General features: G+C 59.3%; 14 protein-coding genes and 2 pseudogenes. 6 read left to right on the top strand and 10 right to left on the bottom strand.

The window, feature by feature from the left end; all coding sequences use genetic code 11:
- Window positions 1-343: pseudogene (locus GYA94_RS01695) on the top strand (site-specific integrase); the annotation flags it as partial.
- A 111-nt stretch (window positions 344-454) separates the two neighbouring features.
- Here GYA94_RS01695 and GYA94_RS01690 read toward each other — a convergent pair.
- From GYA94_RS01690 to merR, 6 genes and pseudogenes are all read right to left on the bottom strand, one after another.
- The gene (locus GYA94_RS01690) at window positions 455-1456 is read right to left on the bottom strand and encodes a hypothetical protein (RefSeq protein WP_042920039.1); all 1002 of its coding nucleotides are present in this window, start codon (window positions 1454-1456) and stop codon (window positions 455-457) included.
- Window positions 1457-1575: 119 nt separating this feature from the next.
- Window positions 1576-2313: a 3'-5' exonuclease gene (locus tag GYA94_RS01685; RefSeq protein ID WP_255326893.1), complete on the bottom strand. Its 738-nt coding sequence runs from the start codon at window positions 2311-2313 to the stop codon at window positions 1576-1578.
- Window positions 2314-2624: 311 nt separating this feature from the next.
- On the bottom strand, window positions 2625-3734 hold the full coding sequence (locus tag GYA94_RS01680; protein ID WP_042920038.1) for a DNA-binding protein: 1110 nt from the start codon (window positions 3732-3734) through the stop codon (window positions 2625-2627).
- Between the two features lie 578 nt (window positions 3735-4312).
- Window positions 4313-4846: an IS5 family transposase gene (locus GYA94_RS01675; protein WP_023086544.1), complete on the bottom strand. Its 534-nt coding sequence runs from the start codon at window positions 4844-4846 to the stop codon at window positions 4313-4315.
- Window positions 4843-5205 (bottom strand): annotated as a pseudogene (locus tag GYA94_RS01670) (group II intron maturase-specific domain-containing protein); the annotation flags it as partial. The gene GYA94_RS01675 and the pseudogene GYA94_RS01670, both read right to left, overlap by 4 nt.
- 91 nt (window positions 5206-5296) lie before the next feature.
- Window positions 5297-5695: a mercury resistance transcriptional regulator MerR gene (gene merR / locus GYA94_RS01665; protein ID WP_003089120.1), complete on the bottom strand. Its 399-nt coding sequence runs from the start codon at window positions 5693-5695 to the stop codon at window positions 5297-5299.
- A 74-nt stretch (window positions 5696-5769) separates the two neighbouring features.
- Between merR and GYA94_RS01660 the strand changes: the two genes are divergently transcribed.
- Genes GYA94_RS01660 through GYA94_RS01650 form a run of 3 tightly spaced genes read left to right on the top strand, consistent with a single transcriptional unit; the run spans window position 5770 to window position 6628 of the window.
- The gene (locus tag GYA94_RS01660) at window positions 5770-6120 is read left to right on the top strand and encodes a mercuric transporter MerT family protein (protein WP_003089115.1); all 351 of its coding nucleotides are present in this window, start codon (window positions 5770-5772) and stop codon (window positions 6118-6120) included.
- Between the two features lie 12 nt (window positions 6121-6132).
- Window positions 6133-6408, top strand: coding sequence for a mercury resistance system periplasmic binding protein MerP (gene merP / locus GYA94_RS01655; RefSeq protein ID WP_003150552.1), 276 nt, complete (start codon window positions 6133-6135; stop codon window positions 6406-6408).
- A gap of 7 nt (window positions 6409-6415) precedes the next feature.
- A complete protein-coding gene (locus tag GYA94_RS01650; RefSeq protein WP_003089113.1) occupies window positions 6416-6628 on the top strand; it encodes a GDCCVxC domain-containing (seleno)protein in 213 nt (70 codons plus the stop codon).
- A 12-nt stretch (window positions 6629-6640) separates the two neighbouring features.
- Here the strand turns inward: GYA94_RS01650 and GYA94_RS01645 are convergent, their stop codons facing one another.
- From GYA94_RS01645 to GYA94_RS01635, 3 genes are read right to left on the bottom strand one after another with little or no spacing between them, the layout of a single operon-like run.
- A complete protein-coding gene (locus GYA94_RS01645; RefSeq protein ID WP_003299771.1) occupies window positions 6641-9634 on the bottom strand; it encodes a Tn3 family transposase in 2994 nt (997 codons plus the stop codon).
- Window positions 9635-9637: 3 nt separating this feature from the next.
- Complete coding sequence (locus GYA94_RS01640) at window positions 9638-10054, bottom strand: putative toxin-antitoxin system toxin component, PIN family (RefSeq protein WP_150548056.1); 417 nt, start codon at window positions 10052-10054, stop codon at window positions 9638-9640.
- Window positions 10054-10293 (bottom strand): ribbon-helix-helix domain-containing protein, encoded by a 240-nt coding sequence (locus GYA94_RS01635; RefSeq protein WP_003089107.1) that lies wholly within the window; start codon window positions 10291-10293, stop codon window positions 10054-10056. The genes GYA94_RS01640 and GYA94_RS01635 overlap by 1 nt, the downstream gene beginning before the upstream one ends.
- Window positions 10294-10515: 222 nt before the next feature.
- Between GYA94_RS01635 and GYA94_RS01630 the strand changes: the two genes are divergently transcribed.
- Window positions 10516-11424 (top strand): recombinase family protein, encoded by a 909-nt coding sequence (locus GYA94_RS01630; RefSeq protein WP_256930140.1) that lies wholly within the window; start codon window positions 10516-10518, stop codon window positions 11422-11424.
- A gap of 285 nt (window positions 11425-11709) precedes the next feature.
- On the opposite strand, the gene GYA94_RS01625 is transcribed toward GYA94_RS01630, so the two are convergent.
- The gene (locus GYA94_RS01625; protein ID WP_031639052.1) at window positions 11710-12066 is read right to left on the bottom strand and encodes a cupin domain-containing protein; all 357 of its coding nucleotides are present in this window, start codon (window positions 12064-12066) and stop codon (window positions 11710-11712) included.
- Between the two features lie 329 nt (window positions 12067-12395).
- On the opposite strand from GYA94_RS01625, the gene GYA94_RS01620 reads away from it, so the two are divergent.
- Window positions 12396-14717, top strand: coding sequence for a DUF1989 domain-containing protein (locus tag GYA94_RS01620; protein ID WP_134310428.1), 2322 nt, complete (start codon window positions 12396-12398; stop codon window positions 14715-14717).
- Window positions 14718-14856 lie beyond the last annotated feature (139 nt).

Below are 14856 nucleotides of genomic sequence, written 5' to 3'. Positions count from 1 at the left end.
TTTTCCATCAGCGCCAACAACCGAGCCGCTACTGACGACAGTTCACGGTCGCCATGGATTGAAGGCGCGTCAGATTCGCGATGACGTTCAGGCGGTACTGGACCGAACTGTTCAGAGGATGAAGCATGAAGGCTTCCCGGACTACGAGGTGAGCGAGCTGCGATCAGCAAGCTTGCACTGGCTTCGCCACACGGGCGCAACGTTTGATGCCCCGCTGCGCAATCCGAAGAACCTCCAGGCCGACCTGCGGCACAAGAGCTTGGCGACTACCCAGAATATCTACTACCACGCCCTGGACGACGAGCGCAGTTCTGAGGTTGCGGGGCTTTCTTTACGGCGCTGATCAAGGCCGGGGCAATGTCTCTCATTGCCCTTCGAGCTGGGCAAGTTCCTTAACCCCTAACATGAGAGTTGAGGCAGAGTAGGCTGTGGCAGTGCCGAAGGTAGTGCTCGGTTAAAATAAATTACAGAAATCACTTGTTGTCAAAGGGATTGGGAGCTTTGAGTCAGACTCAATAGAAACAGGGAACTGACCTACCTCTAACCATTGCCCGTGGTGATATACAAATCTAATCCAGTGCAGAGGAACGAAAGCTAAAATTTTAGCTCCATATAGACTTCTTTGAAGCTCCTTTGCTATTTCCATTTCAACTGCAAAAAGTGGCTCATCTTGCAGGCGGCTCCGTATAGCTTTATTGAAAGTTGGGTAAAACTCAATCGCACCACGATTCGACCACCATAGGTCAGTTTTGAAAAACCTAACTATCGTGCATTCTAGGCTTGTCCCAGAGGTTAAGGTTACATCTTTTTCGTGCCCTTTGACCGTTGCAAGTGATTCTCCCTCGGGAATTGTTACCATCACCTGCGTATCTTTGAAGACACTGCGAGTCATCAGTGTTTTGAATGACTTATCATAGTTTACCTCCAGTGAGGTATAGATATGCCTATCTAGAAATTCTGTATCAATCAAGAGCAATTTATAAATGTCATTTAGCCATGATGTGGTTTGATTGCTTATGAAGTAGTCGTGAAGAATGACATTGCTGCCATATAGAATGCTGGATGCTATATCAATTGCATACATCATGCGTGTGGCTGACACTGCATCGTTTTCCATTGCAAAAGATGCTACTTTGCTACTAATTGACTCTACCGCGTGGAAATTTAAGCTTGACCTTTCATCGTGCATTTGGGGAAAGTATTTAGAATTGTAGAAGCTTCTCAGATCGTCCAGGTAGGATAATATCCATGGGCAATCTTGCTTGCTGAGAAAGGGGGGCTCGGAAGCAACAACCTCCATTGCGAATGTGATCGGATGGAATTCAGTTCCTAATCTTGGTTGTGGCTCCAGCTTCAAATACCTGACAGGGAAGTGCGACTCGCTATCTGTGACTAAATTGAAAGTGTATGGCCCGTTGCATTCCCGCTCAATAAGATCAATGCCTATGTATTTCATACGAAGTCCTCAATGAATATCTAGAATATTTCTCTTAACAGTTTCCAGGTGCCGATTTGCGTGGGATGCAAATAAAGATTCATCCGTACAAATAAAGTCTCATTCTTTGAAATAGAGTTTCATCCTAAAACAGGGGGCAAAGCCTCCTGCGGGACGGTGGCCACTTTCGGCCCTGCCGGTCGCCGTCCGTTCGTGCGGCGCTGCAAGTATCGCAGCACACCCAGCGTCATGCGGGCGTCGGCAAGGGCGCGGTGTGCGCCGTCTTCTGCCACGCCGCAGTCGGTCGCAGCCTCGATCAGCTTCAACCATCGCCAGTCATCGCGGTCTCGGTCGTACTCGCCATGCCACTTGGCATACATCCGCATCAAGCAGGCAGTCGTCAATACAGGCGCGGCTATACCGTGGAGTTGGTGGGTCTGCCGCAGCAGGCGCGCATCAAAAGCCGCGTTGTACGCAACGACAGTGCGCCCAGCAACGGCGGCGGCGTACTGCTCGGCCACCTCGGGCCATCTCGGCGCACTGGCCACCATGGCGTCGGTGATTTTGTGAATCGCTGTCGCCTCGACCGGGATTGGCCGGGTCGGGCGTATCAGCGTGTCGAGGATCGGTGCGCCGGTCACGTCGAGTATGGTTATCTCGCAAATCTCGGCGTCATCACCGAGGCCGGTGGTTTCGGTGTCAAGCACAATGCAGCCTGCGGCAATCAGGTCTTTTGCCTGGGCTGCGACGTGCTGGCGACGGACTTGGGCACGCCCAGGCATCCAGCGCCACGGCACGCACTCGGCTGGGTTGTACACATCATAAGCCCCCTGACCTTGCCAGACACTGCCTGCGGGCTTGGTGTTTAGTCCCGGCATGAGGCGGAGGCGTTCCTTGAGGTGCTTACGGCATAGAAGCCCCTTGGACTCTGCTTCGGTCGGGGTGAGGTGTTTTCGGGTTCTGCTCATTCGACCACCGCTGGTTAAGATGACTTTATTCTGATGCTGCCCTGACAGCGGCAACGTCCCGCGATCCTTTCAGAATGACACTTTGCCCGCCTGCCAAGCCTGAGCCTTTCAAAACAGTCCAGCTAATTGGCGCAGCTTAGGATGCGACTTTATTTGCATCCCACAGCATTGGTCAGTCAGGGGCAGTTGTGCAAAGCCCTGCGCCTGTAGGCACCCTCGCTTCAAGTCTTCTGGAATAGCCGCTCAATCTCTCGCTGTGCAATGGCCAGTTCTTTGAACTCGGAGCTGTCCTTGGCCTTGGTCAGACTAGCTATCTCGAACACCCGGCGAGAGTGATCCACAAGGTTGATGATTACTGATCGGTTATCCGTAGCCATATCTTCAAGCTGCTTTGCCGACCGGCTCTGCACCTCGATGATCTGGGACTGCATTCGTGCCAACTGTGTTTGTAGTTCGCCGTTCGTTGTCATGGTTGCATTGAGCTGGCGCTCGCGCTGTTCATCACGGCGCTTGAACTCAAGCTGCTCCACGGACAAGTCGCTTACCAAGGCTTCGAGTTTGGACTGCTGCGCTTCGGCCTGCGCGGCTCGTCGCGAGAGCTGTTCGCCATCCTTTGTCAGCCGTTCCAGCTCTCGCTTGGCATTGCCCAACTGTTCAGTGAGGCGAAGCTCATTTGCGTGTGACTCTCGAAGACTGCTCTCCAGGCCCTCGATCTGTTTGCTGTGTCTGCGAGCGTCCTGCTCACGCTGAGCGGCCACCTGCTGTTCGTAGTGTTCAGCCATGCGCTTCATTTCGTCGATCTGGCGGCTTTGACCAAGTAGCCGCTCATTCAGCTGCTCGTTCAGCGCCTCGGCGACGTTAGCGCGATCTTTCAGTTCGTCCCGATCAGCTACTACAGATTCGAGCTTTTTCGTCAGGGCCTCCAGGCGCTGCGTGAGGTCGGCGGTGATTCGCTTCTCCGCCTCGAACGAGTTGACCGCTGTTTCTTTCTCCATCAGCAGTGTGTTCCAGCGCGCCTCGATGTTGCGCCTCACTGCCTGTACCTCCGCCCGCTCTTTGGCCACCCGCTCATCTGCCAGCTCGCCAAGCGTTTGCACCATTTCCCGACACAAGCTTTCGAGCCTGCTTGGGAACTCGTCCAGGTGCTGCTGTGGGCTGGCGCTGCCCGAGCGGACCATATCGATGAATCGCATGAGGGTGGTGTTCGAGCCTCCCCCAACCCTGGCCCTGACAGCCCTCACTGATGGTTCGGTGCCTTCCTCTTGCAGCTCCCGCATTGCATCGGCGACCTCGGCCAGGGTCACTGGATGCTGGCGTTTTGTGGGCTTCATAGCGGGCTTCTCCGGGTCTGCGTTTCATGTGGCGGCGTAACGGTAAAGATAACGCGGATAACGTAACGGTAAAAGAGTAACGGTGAAAATAAAGCAGGTATTTTCTGGCATTGCATAAAGGCTAGAATCAAGCGCTAGACGCTCAGCATCGTCAATTGCGTGGTGGCGCACCGGGGTTTAGCGTTTTTAGAGGCATAACGCTGGTAACGGCGTTACTTGGACGGGGCTGGGCTTTGCAGGTATGAGCGCCAAGGGGCGATTGGGGAGCAACTGCACGCAGTAGGATGGCGACGCGCTCGTATAGCTCTATAGGCTGTGAGGTCTTGAGCGTGAAGGCAGAGGCATGAATGACTACTGAGGCAGAGGTCCGCCAGCGATTGGCCGGATTGATAGAGGGGGAGCCCGCAGAATTCGGAAAAAATCGTACGCTAAGGATGGTCTGAAGTAGCCATGCATTTCTGGCTGACTTCAGCCTCCGCCGATTTTGAAAGCGGCAAATCGATCAAAAACGATCAGATAACCCGCTTATTTCGGTGTTTCTAGCCGCCGAGAACACCTCGCGGCGGCCATTTCCTGCATTACAGGCGCACCTCTCCTGCATTGGTCAGCAAATGTCGGCGTGCCATCCACAGGTTCGACAGCGCGAACAGCGTCACCAGTTGCGCAGTATTCTTGGCCAAGCCACGGAAGCGCGTCTTCACATAACCGAACTGCCGCTTGATCACCCGAAACGGGTGCTCAACCTTGGCCCGTACCTGAGCCTTGGCTTTCTCGATCTTGCGTCTGGCTTTGTACAGCGCGCTGCTCTTGCCCGGCTTTTTGTAAGTGCTGCGCCGTGCTGCCACCTGCCAAATCACTTCGCGGCCATCATGCTCGGCACGCTTCTCGACGCCGGTATAACCCGCATCGGCGCAGACAACGTTTTCCTCGCCATGCAGCAACTTGTCGACCTGGGTGACGTCCGCCACGTTGGCCGCCGTACCTACAACGCTATGCACCAGGCCTGATTCGTCATCGACGCCGATGTGGGCCTTCATGCCAAAGTGGTGAGTCGGCCGCGGGAACTGCCCCCGCAGCCGCTCGCAGAACCGTACGTGACACTCTCGCGTCATACGGCTCCCGTTATCCAACCTTGCTGCCCGGTCACTCGCCAGTGATGAAACAGCCGGGGTACCACAGTCCGCATCTTGTCCAGCCATTGGCTAATGCGCCGCTTGCGCCTATGAAGGGCCTTGTATTTTCGTCGGGCCCAGCGTTCAAGCGCGCGGTCAATGTGCTGGAAGATGCCAAGCATGGCTGTCCGATAGAACGAGCCATAGTATTGCCACCACCCCTGTATCACTGGATTGTAGAGCCGAGCCACGTCGACCAGCGTCACGTGGGTTTGGCGATTGAGTCGCCACCTGCGTACCGCTTGCCGCATCCGCTTTAAGGCATCCGCACTCGCTCCCGGAAGGAAGCTCGTGAAGAAGGGGTTTGGGGAGCAATGGAACCAAAAACCAACGTAAGCTCTGAATCCCACCGTAAAGGGGCTTTCCGATCTCCAGCTCACCCGCCAGGCATTACTCTCTGATCAGTGCCTCGATGATCGGGCAGATCGTTCCGCCGTCTCCCGCATCACATTGCTGCACCAGTTCGCCTAACAGTTGCTGCATGACGACCAAGTCGGCCATCTTCTGCTCGATCAACGCGAGCTTGCGTGCAGCCCGTGCTCGCGTTTCGGCACAGGCGCACGACTCATCCAGCGTCAGCAGTCCACCGACTTCCGAGAGCGTGAAACCCAGCGCCTGAGCCCGCTTGATGAAACGCAGTCGCTTCACCATGTCCACCGGATAGCGCCGATGGCCACCCAAGGGTTTGGCTGGTTCATCCAGCAGCCCGCGTCGCTGGTAGTAGCGGATCGTCTCGACGTTCACCCCGGCGGCGTCTGCCAGCTTGCCAATGGTCAGCTCTGTGGCCATCACTTTCTCCTTGATTCCGTACTTTGGTACGGAGTTTAGAATAGCACCTAGGCAATCAGGCTCAGGAGATGGGAATGGGGATGCAACTCACCGGGAAAGGCTCGCTGGTCGCGAGTTCGCTGACCGCCATCGGTGCGTCGGTGTGCTGTGTCGGGCCACTGGTGCTGTTGGCACTCGGTGTCGGCGGTACGTGGGTGGGCGCTCTGACCATGATGGAGCCACTACGCCCCCTCTTCATCGGGTTGACTCTACTGTTCCTGGGATTGGCATTCCGCAAGCTCTACCTGGTGCCACAGGTTTGTACGCCAGGTACACCCTGCGCCGATCCGCGCACGCTCGTGCGACAGCGACTCGTGTTCTGGATCGTCAGCGTGCTGCTGCTCGGCCTATTGGCCGTGCCGTGGCTCGCCCCGCTGTTCTACTGAAGGAGATTAACCATGCGCAAACTGCTGATCGCCGTGCTTTTCGCCTTGCCCTTCGTGGCGCTGGCGGCTCCCCCGAAAACCGTCACGCTCGACGTGCAGAACATGACGTGCGGACTCTGTCCGATCACGGTCAAGAAGTCGCTGGAGAAGGTGTCCGGCGTGAGTGACGTCCAGGTCAATTTCGACCAGAAGACGGCGACCGTCACCTACGATCCCGATAAGGCCCAGCCCGAGGCACTGACTGAGGCGACCGCGAACGCGGGATACCCCTCCACAGTGCAGAAGTGAGGTCACGATGAGCGCCATTGTCCTTGAGTCCGTGCTGACTTGCCCGCGCTGCGGCTTCGCCAAGCCGGAAACCATGCCCACGGACGCCTGCCAGTTCTATTACGAGTGCAGCAACTGCAAGGCGCTGCTGCGCCCCAACCCAGGGGATTGCTGCGTTTTCTGTTCGTTCGGCTCGGTGAAGTGCCCGCCGATCCAGCAGCAGCTTGGGTGTTGCTCATAGCGTTTAGGGGGATCACAGGTCGTCGTCTGGATTACGCAGTGGCCGCAGCTCGCCGCGCGCAACTTCTTCCGGTACCGCAAAGGAATACCGCCCGAGCATGTTGATGTGCTCGTAGATCAGCGGCGATAGCCGGGCCAAATCCTCTTCCAGCACTGGATAGCCGTGCTGCTTGAGCCGTTCCACGGCCGCCGTCATGTAGAGGGTGTTCCACAGCACGATGATGTTCACCACCAGGCCCAGAGCACCGAGCTGGTCTTCCTGGCCTTCGCGGTAGCGCTGGCGGAGCTCGCCGCGTTTGCCGTGGAACACGGCGCGGGCCAGGCTGTGCCGGCCTTCGCCTCGGTTCAACTGGGTCAGGGTGGCGCGGCGCTTGGACTCGTCGTCGATATAGGTCAACGTGTGCAGAGTCTTTTCGATCCGCCCGAATTCGGCCAGCGCCTGGGCCAGCCGGGTGGGTCTATCTCCCGTTTGCAGCGTGCGCATGATGCCAGTCGCCGGCACCCGGCCGAGTTTGAGCGAGCCTGCCAGGCGCAGCAGGTCGTCCCAGTGCTCGGCGATCAGGTCGAGTTTGACCGACTGGCGGGCCAGCCCGTTGAGCTTGCCGTAGTCCGCGTCCGGGCGCGTGCGCCAGAAGCGGGTACCGCCGACATCGGCCAGCCGCGGACTGAAGTGGTAGCCAAGTAGGCGGAAGAGCCCGAACACCACATCGCTGTAGGCCCCGGTGTCGGTCATGATTTGCGTCGGCTGCAACTCGGTCTGCTGTTCCAGCACGACCGCCAGCAACACCAGGCTGTCGCGCAGCGTGCCGGGCACGGTGATGGCGTTGAGGCCGGAGAATTGGTCGGAAATCAGGTTGTACCAGGTGACACCCCGGCCGGTGCCGAAATACTTCGGATTGGGGCCGGCATGCACGGTGCGCACCGGTACGACGAAGCGCATGCCATCGGCGGAGGCGACCTCGCCGCCACCCCAGACTTGGGCCAGTTCCAGTTGGCTTTGCGCTCCGACCAGGATGGCGTTAGCCGCTGACAGGGTGTCGTCGCGGATATAATTCTGGCTGACCCAGGACAGCCGGTCACGGCGCAGCGCCGGGTTGTCGGTGCGGATCAAGGGCTCCAGGCCGGTGTTGCAGGCCCCGCCCAACAGCACCGCGCAGAGGCTGGTGACCAGGTTGTCGGCGCGTGCATTGCGTTCGGAGACATGGGTGAAGGCCTCGGAAAAGCCAGTGCGGGCGGCGATTTCCAAGAGGATTTCCGGCAGATCGACACGCGGCATCAGGTCAGACACGGCCGCCCGCAGTTGCAGCAACGAGCAGGGCTCGTCCAGCTTGTCCAGCGCCCCGAGCGACAGTTCGGTCTTGCCCTCGGTGTTCTCGCTCAGTTGAATCGCCGGGTTGTCGGGCAGGCGCGCGGCTACTGCCAGCCAGGTTGCATCCAGCTCGACGGACAAGGCGTCCAGGGTGGTTTTGGCGTCGATGGTCAGGCCCAGTGACCGGCAGATGATCGGTCGCGCCGCCAGCCATTCGGCACCGTCGAGCAGGCCAAGGCGCGGGTCGGCATAGCGCCAACTGGGCGAGACGAAGACATCGCGGCGGCGCAGGGCCGTGCGCAGCGCATCGAGCGTGCAGAACACATAGGCACCCATGTCGAGGGAGCCATCTTCGCGGGTGATGTGCTTCTGCCAAGCCTTGGCCACGATCTCCTGCGGCGCGTCATCCTCTGGCTTCCGGCGCGGCAGGTTCAGTTGCAGCCACTCCAGACTAGCCGCCACGCCCTTGCCGGCCGGGCTGAAGCCGAAGCGGATGTGCTTGAGCAGGTCGGGCAGGAAGCGGCGCACGCTGCGGTAGCGCGCTTCCAATGCAAGAAAATAGACGTCATCTACCGGGCGGATCAGCGCGTTGACCTCTTCCAGGGCCTTTTCCAGGGTGGTCCTCGGCAGGTCGTTGAACAGCCGGGCGCGCACGTTGTCATCGCTGATCGAGCTGTCCAGCACGACCTTGCACGCGGCGGCGAGCGTCGCGGCCGACCGATCCAGGTCTTTCAGGCTGCGCATGCGGGCTTTCTTGTCGGCCTTCTCCGCGTTGCTGAACAGGTCGCGCAGCAAGGCCTCCAGGACTTCCAGTGCGTCGTCGTGCGCAGTCGCCTCCAGGCAGAGTGCGAAGGCCACCAGTGTCGCCATCCGCCGCGACGCCGGCAGCCGATTAATCGCGGTGACCTTGGCCGTGTTGGCGAAGCGGGCCAGGGCGGCGATACGGCTGGGAGGGATGTGCGCCGCCGCCGGCAAGGTGATGCCGATGCCGCGCACGTCATCGAGCCGGCGCAGTGCCCGAATCAACGCGGGGCCACTGACCATGACCGGGCCGGAGCGCAATTGATCCAGCCGGGAGCTGCGGTTGCCTTCGGCCACCGTCAGCAAGTCTTGCAGTTGCAATCGCTGTTCCTCAGTCACGCTGCGGCCCAGCGTAAACCAGAGGCGTTCTTCGACCCGACTGCGCAACTGGGCGATAAAGCGCTCTAGTTGAGACACACCAGGCAGGAGGACTTTCTGTGTGAACAGCCACGAGGTGGCTCGCTCAAACAGCACTCCCGGCCGGTCGGTGCCCGTCCAGCAGAGGGCATACAGCCAGCGGCTCAAGCGAAAGCCGATGCCCGGATCGGTGAAATGACGATAGCCAAAGCGGTTCTGAATATCGGTGGCATGTATCCAGCGGCGATGATCGCTATAGCGCTGGAGGCAGTCGGGGTCTGGAATCGCCAGTTGTCGGCAAAGCACCTGCAGGACTTCCACCGGCACGGCGGCGGGCTTGTCCGGCAGAACGCCAACGAAGCGGACGGTGGTCAGCAGAACGGCATAACCCAGACGGTTATGGTTACCCCGCAGCACCTGGATGGCTTCACGGTCTTCATCGCTCAGGTGGAAGTAACGTTCCAGCTCTTCACGGCTGGGCGAATCAACATAGCGGCCAAAACCGTCGCGTTGCTCTTGAGTCAGAAAACCGACCGGCATTGATCACAGCACCTCGACGCAGAACACGGCGGGCGTGACGATCCGCGTGCGTTCGATGTGCCCGCGTTGCAGCAGGCCGGCGCGGCGATCACCGGTTACCAGGTAGTCCGCATCGCCCGCCAAGGCCATGGCCATGGCCAGCAAAAACGAGTCATCCGGATCATCGGCTTCGACCTCGATGGTCAGGCGCTCCAGTACCACAGCCCGTTGCAGGTTATTGATCATGGCGCCCACCTTGGCGGGCTGTAGGATGGCCTGAAGCTTGGGATAGCGGCTGGCTCGACGAATTTCATCGAGTTGCATCCGCGAGGTCACCACCTCGAAACGCGCCGCCCGCCAGGCACGGTAGATCGCATCGGGCGCGCCATGTGGCGAGATCAGGGCGCTGAACAGGATGTTGGTATCCAACACGACCCGCATCAGCGCTTACGTGCCCAGTCGAGCGCTTCGTCAACCGCGTTGGTCAATTCTGCCTCACTCAGATGGGCGTTAGCGGCCTTGGCCTGCTCAGCGCTCAGCTCCAGGATGTGTGCCCGTACCGCTTCTTCGATGAAGCGCGACAGGTCGCCCTTACGGCCGCCGCCCTGGCTGGCCAGAAACATCCGAAGCGACTGGTCGGTGTCGGCCGAGACGGCGACATTCCAGCGAATGGTATTCATAGCGTTCTCCGCTAATAGGTGTTTGTGTGTTTATACGCCAATCACAAAGGGCGATGCAATGGTTCGACAAAACGAAGGTTTTGCCGAACTCTATCGAGGAATGGCTCGGTTCGTTAAGCTCCCCGCGCTACGGTTCAAATAACTGGTACGCTTAATCAAAGTTCAACTATTACTAACGTAGTCGAGTAAACAGTACTTTTGATGAAGATCGGTTATGCGCGAGTGAGCACTCGGGATCAGAAAGCCGACCTACAAGTCGATGCCCTGAAACAGGCCGGGTGCGAACGCATCTACCAAGACATCGCCAGCGGCGCGAAAAGCGCCCGGCCGGAGTTGGACAAACTGCTGGCCAACGTGCGGCCGGGTGATGCCGTGGTGATCTGGAAGCTGGATCGCCTTGGGCGTTCCCTCAAGCACCTGGTCGAGTTGGTCGGCGAGCTGGCAGAGCGCAAGGTCGGCTTACAGAGCCTGAATGACCCCATCGACACCACCCACGCCCAAGGCCGCCTGGTGTTCAACCTGTTCGCCTCGCTGGCGGAGTTCGAGCGCGAGCTGATCCGCGAGCGGACTCAGGCGGGTCTGTCGGCCGCACGGGCGCGTGGCCGGATCGGTGGCCGTCCCAAGGGCCTGCCAGCCAAGGCTGAGGCCACCGCCATGGCGGCCGAAACCCTCTACCGCGAAGGTCGCCTGAGCGTCAGCGCGATCGGCGAGAAGCTGCACATCTCCAAGAGCACGCTGTACAGCTACCTGCGCCACCGTGGTGTCGAGATCGGCGCGTACCAGAAGAGCGCCAGGTCACGCGACCAGCAGCCTTCGGCCGCGTCGCCGGCAGAGCCGCCCGCCGCCGAGCGGGTGGCCACCGTCACCCTGCGCCTCGCGGTGGTGAATAACAGCAAGTTCGTGCGCGGCCGGAAGCGGGCCACGGAGAACATTGAGCGCTACTGCCTGGAGCCCTATGGCATGAAGCGGCTGGATGCCGGCCACTATGAGTTGACCATTCCGTATCGGAGCGACGATGAGCTGGACAAGAGCGTGCATGACCTGCTGACCGAGATCAGCCAGGAGGCCGACATGCGCAACTGTTTTGTCGAGATGGGCGCCTGGGAAGAAGACACCGAAAAGCGTTGGTAGGGCTTACGTTGGTTTTTGGTTCCATTGCTCCCCAAACCCCGTACTCGGAATGACTGGCCAATTCCCGCTACCGTCCGCAAGGTGCGGAGTGTTGCAATGACCCGTTGAACCCTCAGTGCAAAGGGGGCTTTTGCCAATAACCAGTGTGTGGTCGTATTGGATCAGAATTAGAGGCACAGGGCTTTCAGCCAAGCGGCATGCAAGAGAAGAACAACGAAGTGTAAGGGTGCCCGGCAGAGGTGTGTGGTCCTGCTGCCGGGCGGTCGGGCTTTAACAGGTGAGCGCTTATTTCAGCTTGATCGCAAAGTGCTTCACGATCGGGGCGGTAATTTCCCAGGTGCCAACAAAATCCTTTTCAATGACGAAGGCGTCGCCGGGGCCCACTTCCACGGGCTCGCCGCCTTCTGGCGTGATGATCGCCGAACCTTCCATCAGGTGAATGAATTCCCAGCTCTCATATTTGGCATGCCAGGTGCCGGGGGTGGCTTCCCACCAGCCGCTGATCATGCTGCCGTCATCGGCGGTGTATTCGATCCAGGTGGTCATGCTGGGGTCGCCGGCCACGGCGGTCCAGTCCGGCAAGGGGTCTGTGATCGACTTGGCCTGGCGGTTGGGCAAACGGGTAACGGGGGTGTTGCTCATGTCAGAGTCCTCTGTACGGTAATAATGGCTACGCGTTTCTTCATGGTTATCTCCACAGAATCCTGTTGTCGGGATCAGAGCGGCCACATGGGTCTAAACGTGAGTGAAAATGCACGGATCATGCCAGCATATTCAGGTCTACCCCTACAGAGGTAGCTCCTTTGATGAATTGCCCGAAAATCACTACAGGTAAAGAATTTTTACCCATGGTTGATGTGGCCGGCGCCGTTGTTCTGGTGGGAAAAGAGCCACACAACAGGGCATGGCGCCGGCCTGTGCACCGAATGGTGGCGCAGGCCATGTGAATGTGAGTGGCCAGGGGTGAAGGTATGAACACGCAATTTCATGATCATTTGATCACGGGTGAGCCGCCGGCTACGAGCCGCAAACGCATTGTGGCGCAACAGGCAATGCGAGTGAAACTGTTGCCGGGCGAGCGGTTGCAGATTGACAGCCCGGACGAAGGGCAGTGCTGTGAGCTGTTCATGCTTGATGACGGCCCCGGCTCGGCGCGTGAGCGTCTGGAGTTGGGACAGGCCACTTCCGGTATGCCTGAGGTGCAGGCGCAGCTGCAACAGTCGCGCCCTTCGGGTGACAGGCTGCGGCAAAGATTGCTGGCATGGGGCGTTAAGGAATCCCATCTGCAACGCGGGCTTCATCTGGATGCGGAGCAGTTGCCGTGCATGATTGAAGCCACGGAGCGTACAGGGGCCATCCATCTGGTGCTGGCTGCGCCGGGGGCTGACATGATGCCTCAGGAGCAAACGACTGCGACAGAGTTGAATGTTGCCTTCTGGCGTTTGCCGGGCGAGATGACTGAGCTGCCCGATCCGCTGAGTGAGCCGGTGCAGGAGGTGCATGTCCCACACAGCAGCGCACGTGTATACCGCGTCAAGGCGGGTGAGTGGATTCAGATTATTGATGTGGCGGGCAAGCAATGCTCCGACTTCATCGCCTTCGATGCCGAGGCGCTGGAAAGAGGCGAAGAGATTACGCTGGATGCGGTGGCGACACGGACCCTGGCGGGACACGCCTTGCCCCAGCCGGGGCTGTACTCACGATTTGCCGACAACCGCCTGCAGCCGATGCTGGAGCTGGTACAGGACACGGTCGGTCGTCACGACAGCTTCCTGCTGGCCTGCACGCCCAAGTATTACGAGGACAGTGGCTACTTCGGTCATGTCAGCTGTACGGACAATTTCAACCGTGCATTGAGGGAATATGGCGTGGCGCCCCGCGCTGGCTGGCCCGCCATTAATTTTTTCTTCAACACGCTGATCGAGCCCTGCGGCACGGTTGGCGTGGATGAGCCCTGGTCGCGTCCCGGTGACTACGTCCTGCTGCGCGCGAATCGGGACCTGATATGCGCGTCTTCAGCCTGCCCTGATGACATTGATCCGGCCAATGGCTGGATACCCACCGATATCCATGTCCGCGTCTATGGCGCGGAAAACCAGTTCGAGCGCGCCATTGCCCATCGCGTGGTGCCTGAGGAGTTGCCGCGCATGACCAAACAGACCGCGTTTCACAGCCGTACTTCGAAACTCACCAAGCACTTTGATGAATACCGCGGCTATTGGGTGCCGACTGAATTTGAAGGTTGGGGCGCGCGTGCCGAATATCTGGCCTGTCGTGAGTCCGTCGCTGTCATGGATCTGTCGCCGTTGCGCAAGTTCGAAGTGGTTGGCCCCGATGCCGAAGCGCTGTTGCAGTATGCCCTGACCCGTAATGTGCGCCGGCTTGCGGTGGGTGAAATTGTCTACTCGGCCGCCTGTTTCGAGACCGGCGGCATGGTCGATGATGGCACATTGTTCCGCATGGGGGAGCAGGCCTTCCGCTGGGTATGTGGCGATCCCTGGTCTGGCACCTGGCTGCGAGAGTTGGCAGCACAGCGCGGTGATCGGGTCAGTATTCGTGAGTCGACTGACCAGCTGCACAACCTGGCTGTGCAGGGTCCCAACAGCCGAGCGCTGCTGTCGGAGCTGGTTTGGCAGCCGGAAAACCGGACACCGGTGAGCGAATTGAAGTGGTTCCACTTCACCATTGGCCGTTTGGGCGGGCCGGAAGGCATACCGCTGATGGTTTCGCGAACCGGCTACACCGGTGAGTTAGGGTTTGAAGTGTGGTGTCATCCTGATGACGGCGCAGCGGTATGGGATGCGATTTGGCAGGCTGGCCAGCCCCATGGTCTGGCGCCACTGGGGTTTGCCGCGTTGGACATGCTGCGAATCGAGGCGGGCTTGATCTTTGCGGAGCACGAATTCTGCAACCAGACCAACCCCTACGAGGCCGGCATCGGCTTCACCGTGCCGATGAAAACCAAGGAAGAAGATTTCAGCGGGCGAGCGGCGCTGCAGCGGCAGTCGCCTGAGAGCAGACAGAAGCTGGTGGGGCTGGTGCTGGATGGCAATGAGCCTGTTCACCACGGTGATCTGGTGTACGACGGGCGCATGCCGGTTGGTCAGGTAACCAGCGCAACGGCCTCGCCCTTGCTGGGCAAAATGATCGCACTCTGTCGCGTTCAGCCTGCCTGGTCTGAACCGGGTACCCGACTGGAAGTGGGTCAGCTGGACGGACTGCAGAAGCGGTTGCCGGCTCAGGTTCAGGCACTGCCTTTCCATGATCCGGAGCGGATCAAAGTGAGAAGCTGATACCCCTGAAAATACCTTTCATGAAAGCGCCCTTTGTGGGCGCTTTTTTTGTGGTGCGCCAGGCATGGCGCGTAGCGCCGTGACTGGCGCTGTCGGGTTCACTGTGGTGGTGAGCCTGGCGACTTGGAGGTGAAAGTCC

Source organism: Pseudomonas juntendi, from assembly GCF_009932375.1.
Lineage (GTDB): Bacteria > Pseudomonadota > Gammaproteobacteria > Pseudomonadales > Pseudomonadaceae > Aquipseudomonas > Aquipseudomonas juntendi.
This window is presented reverse-complemented; position numbering and strand designations above follow the sequence as displayed.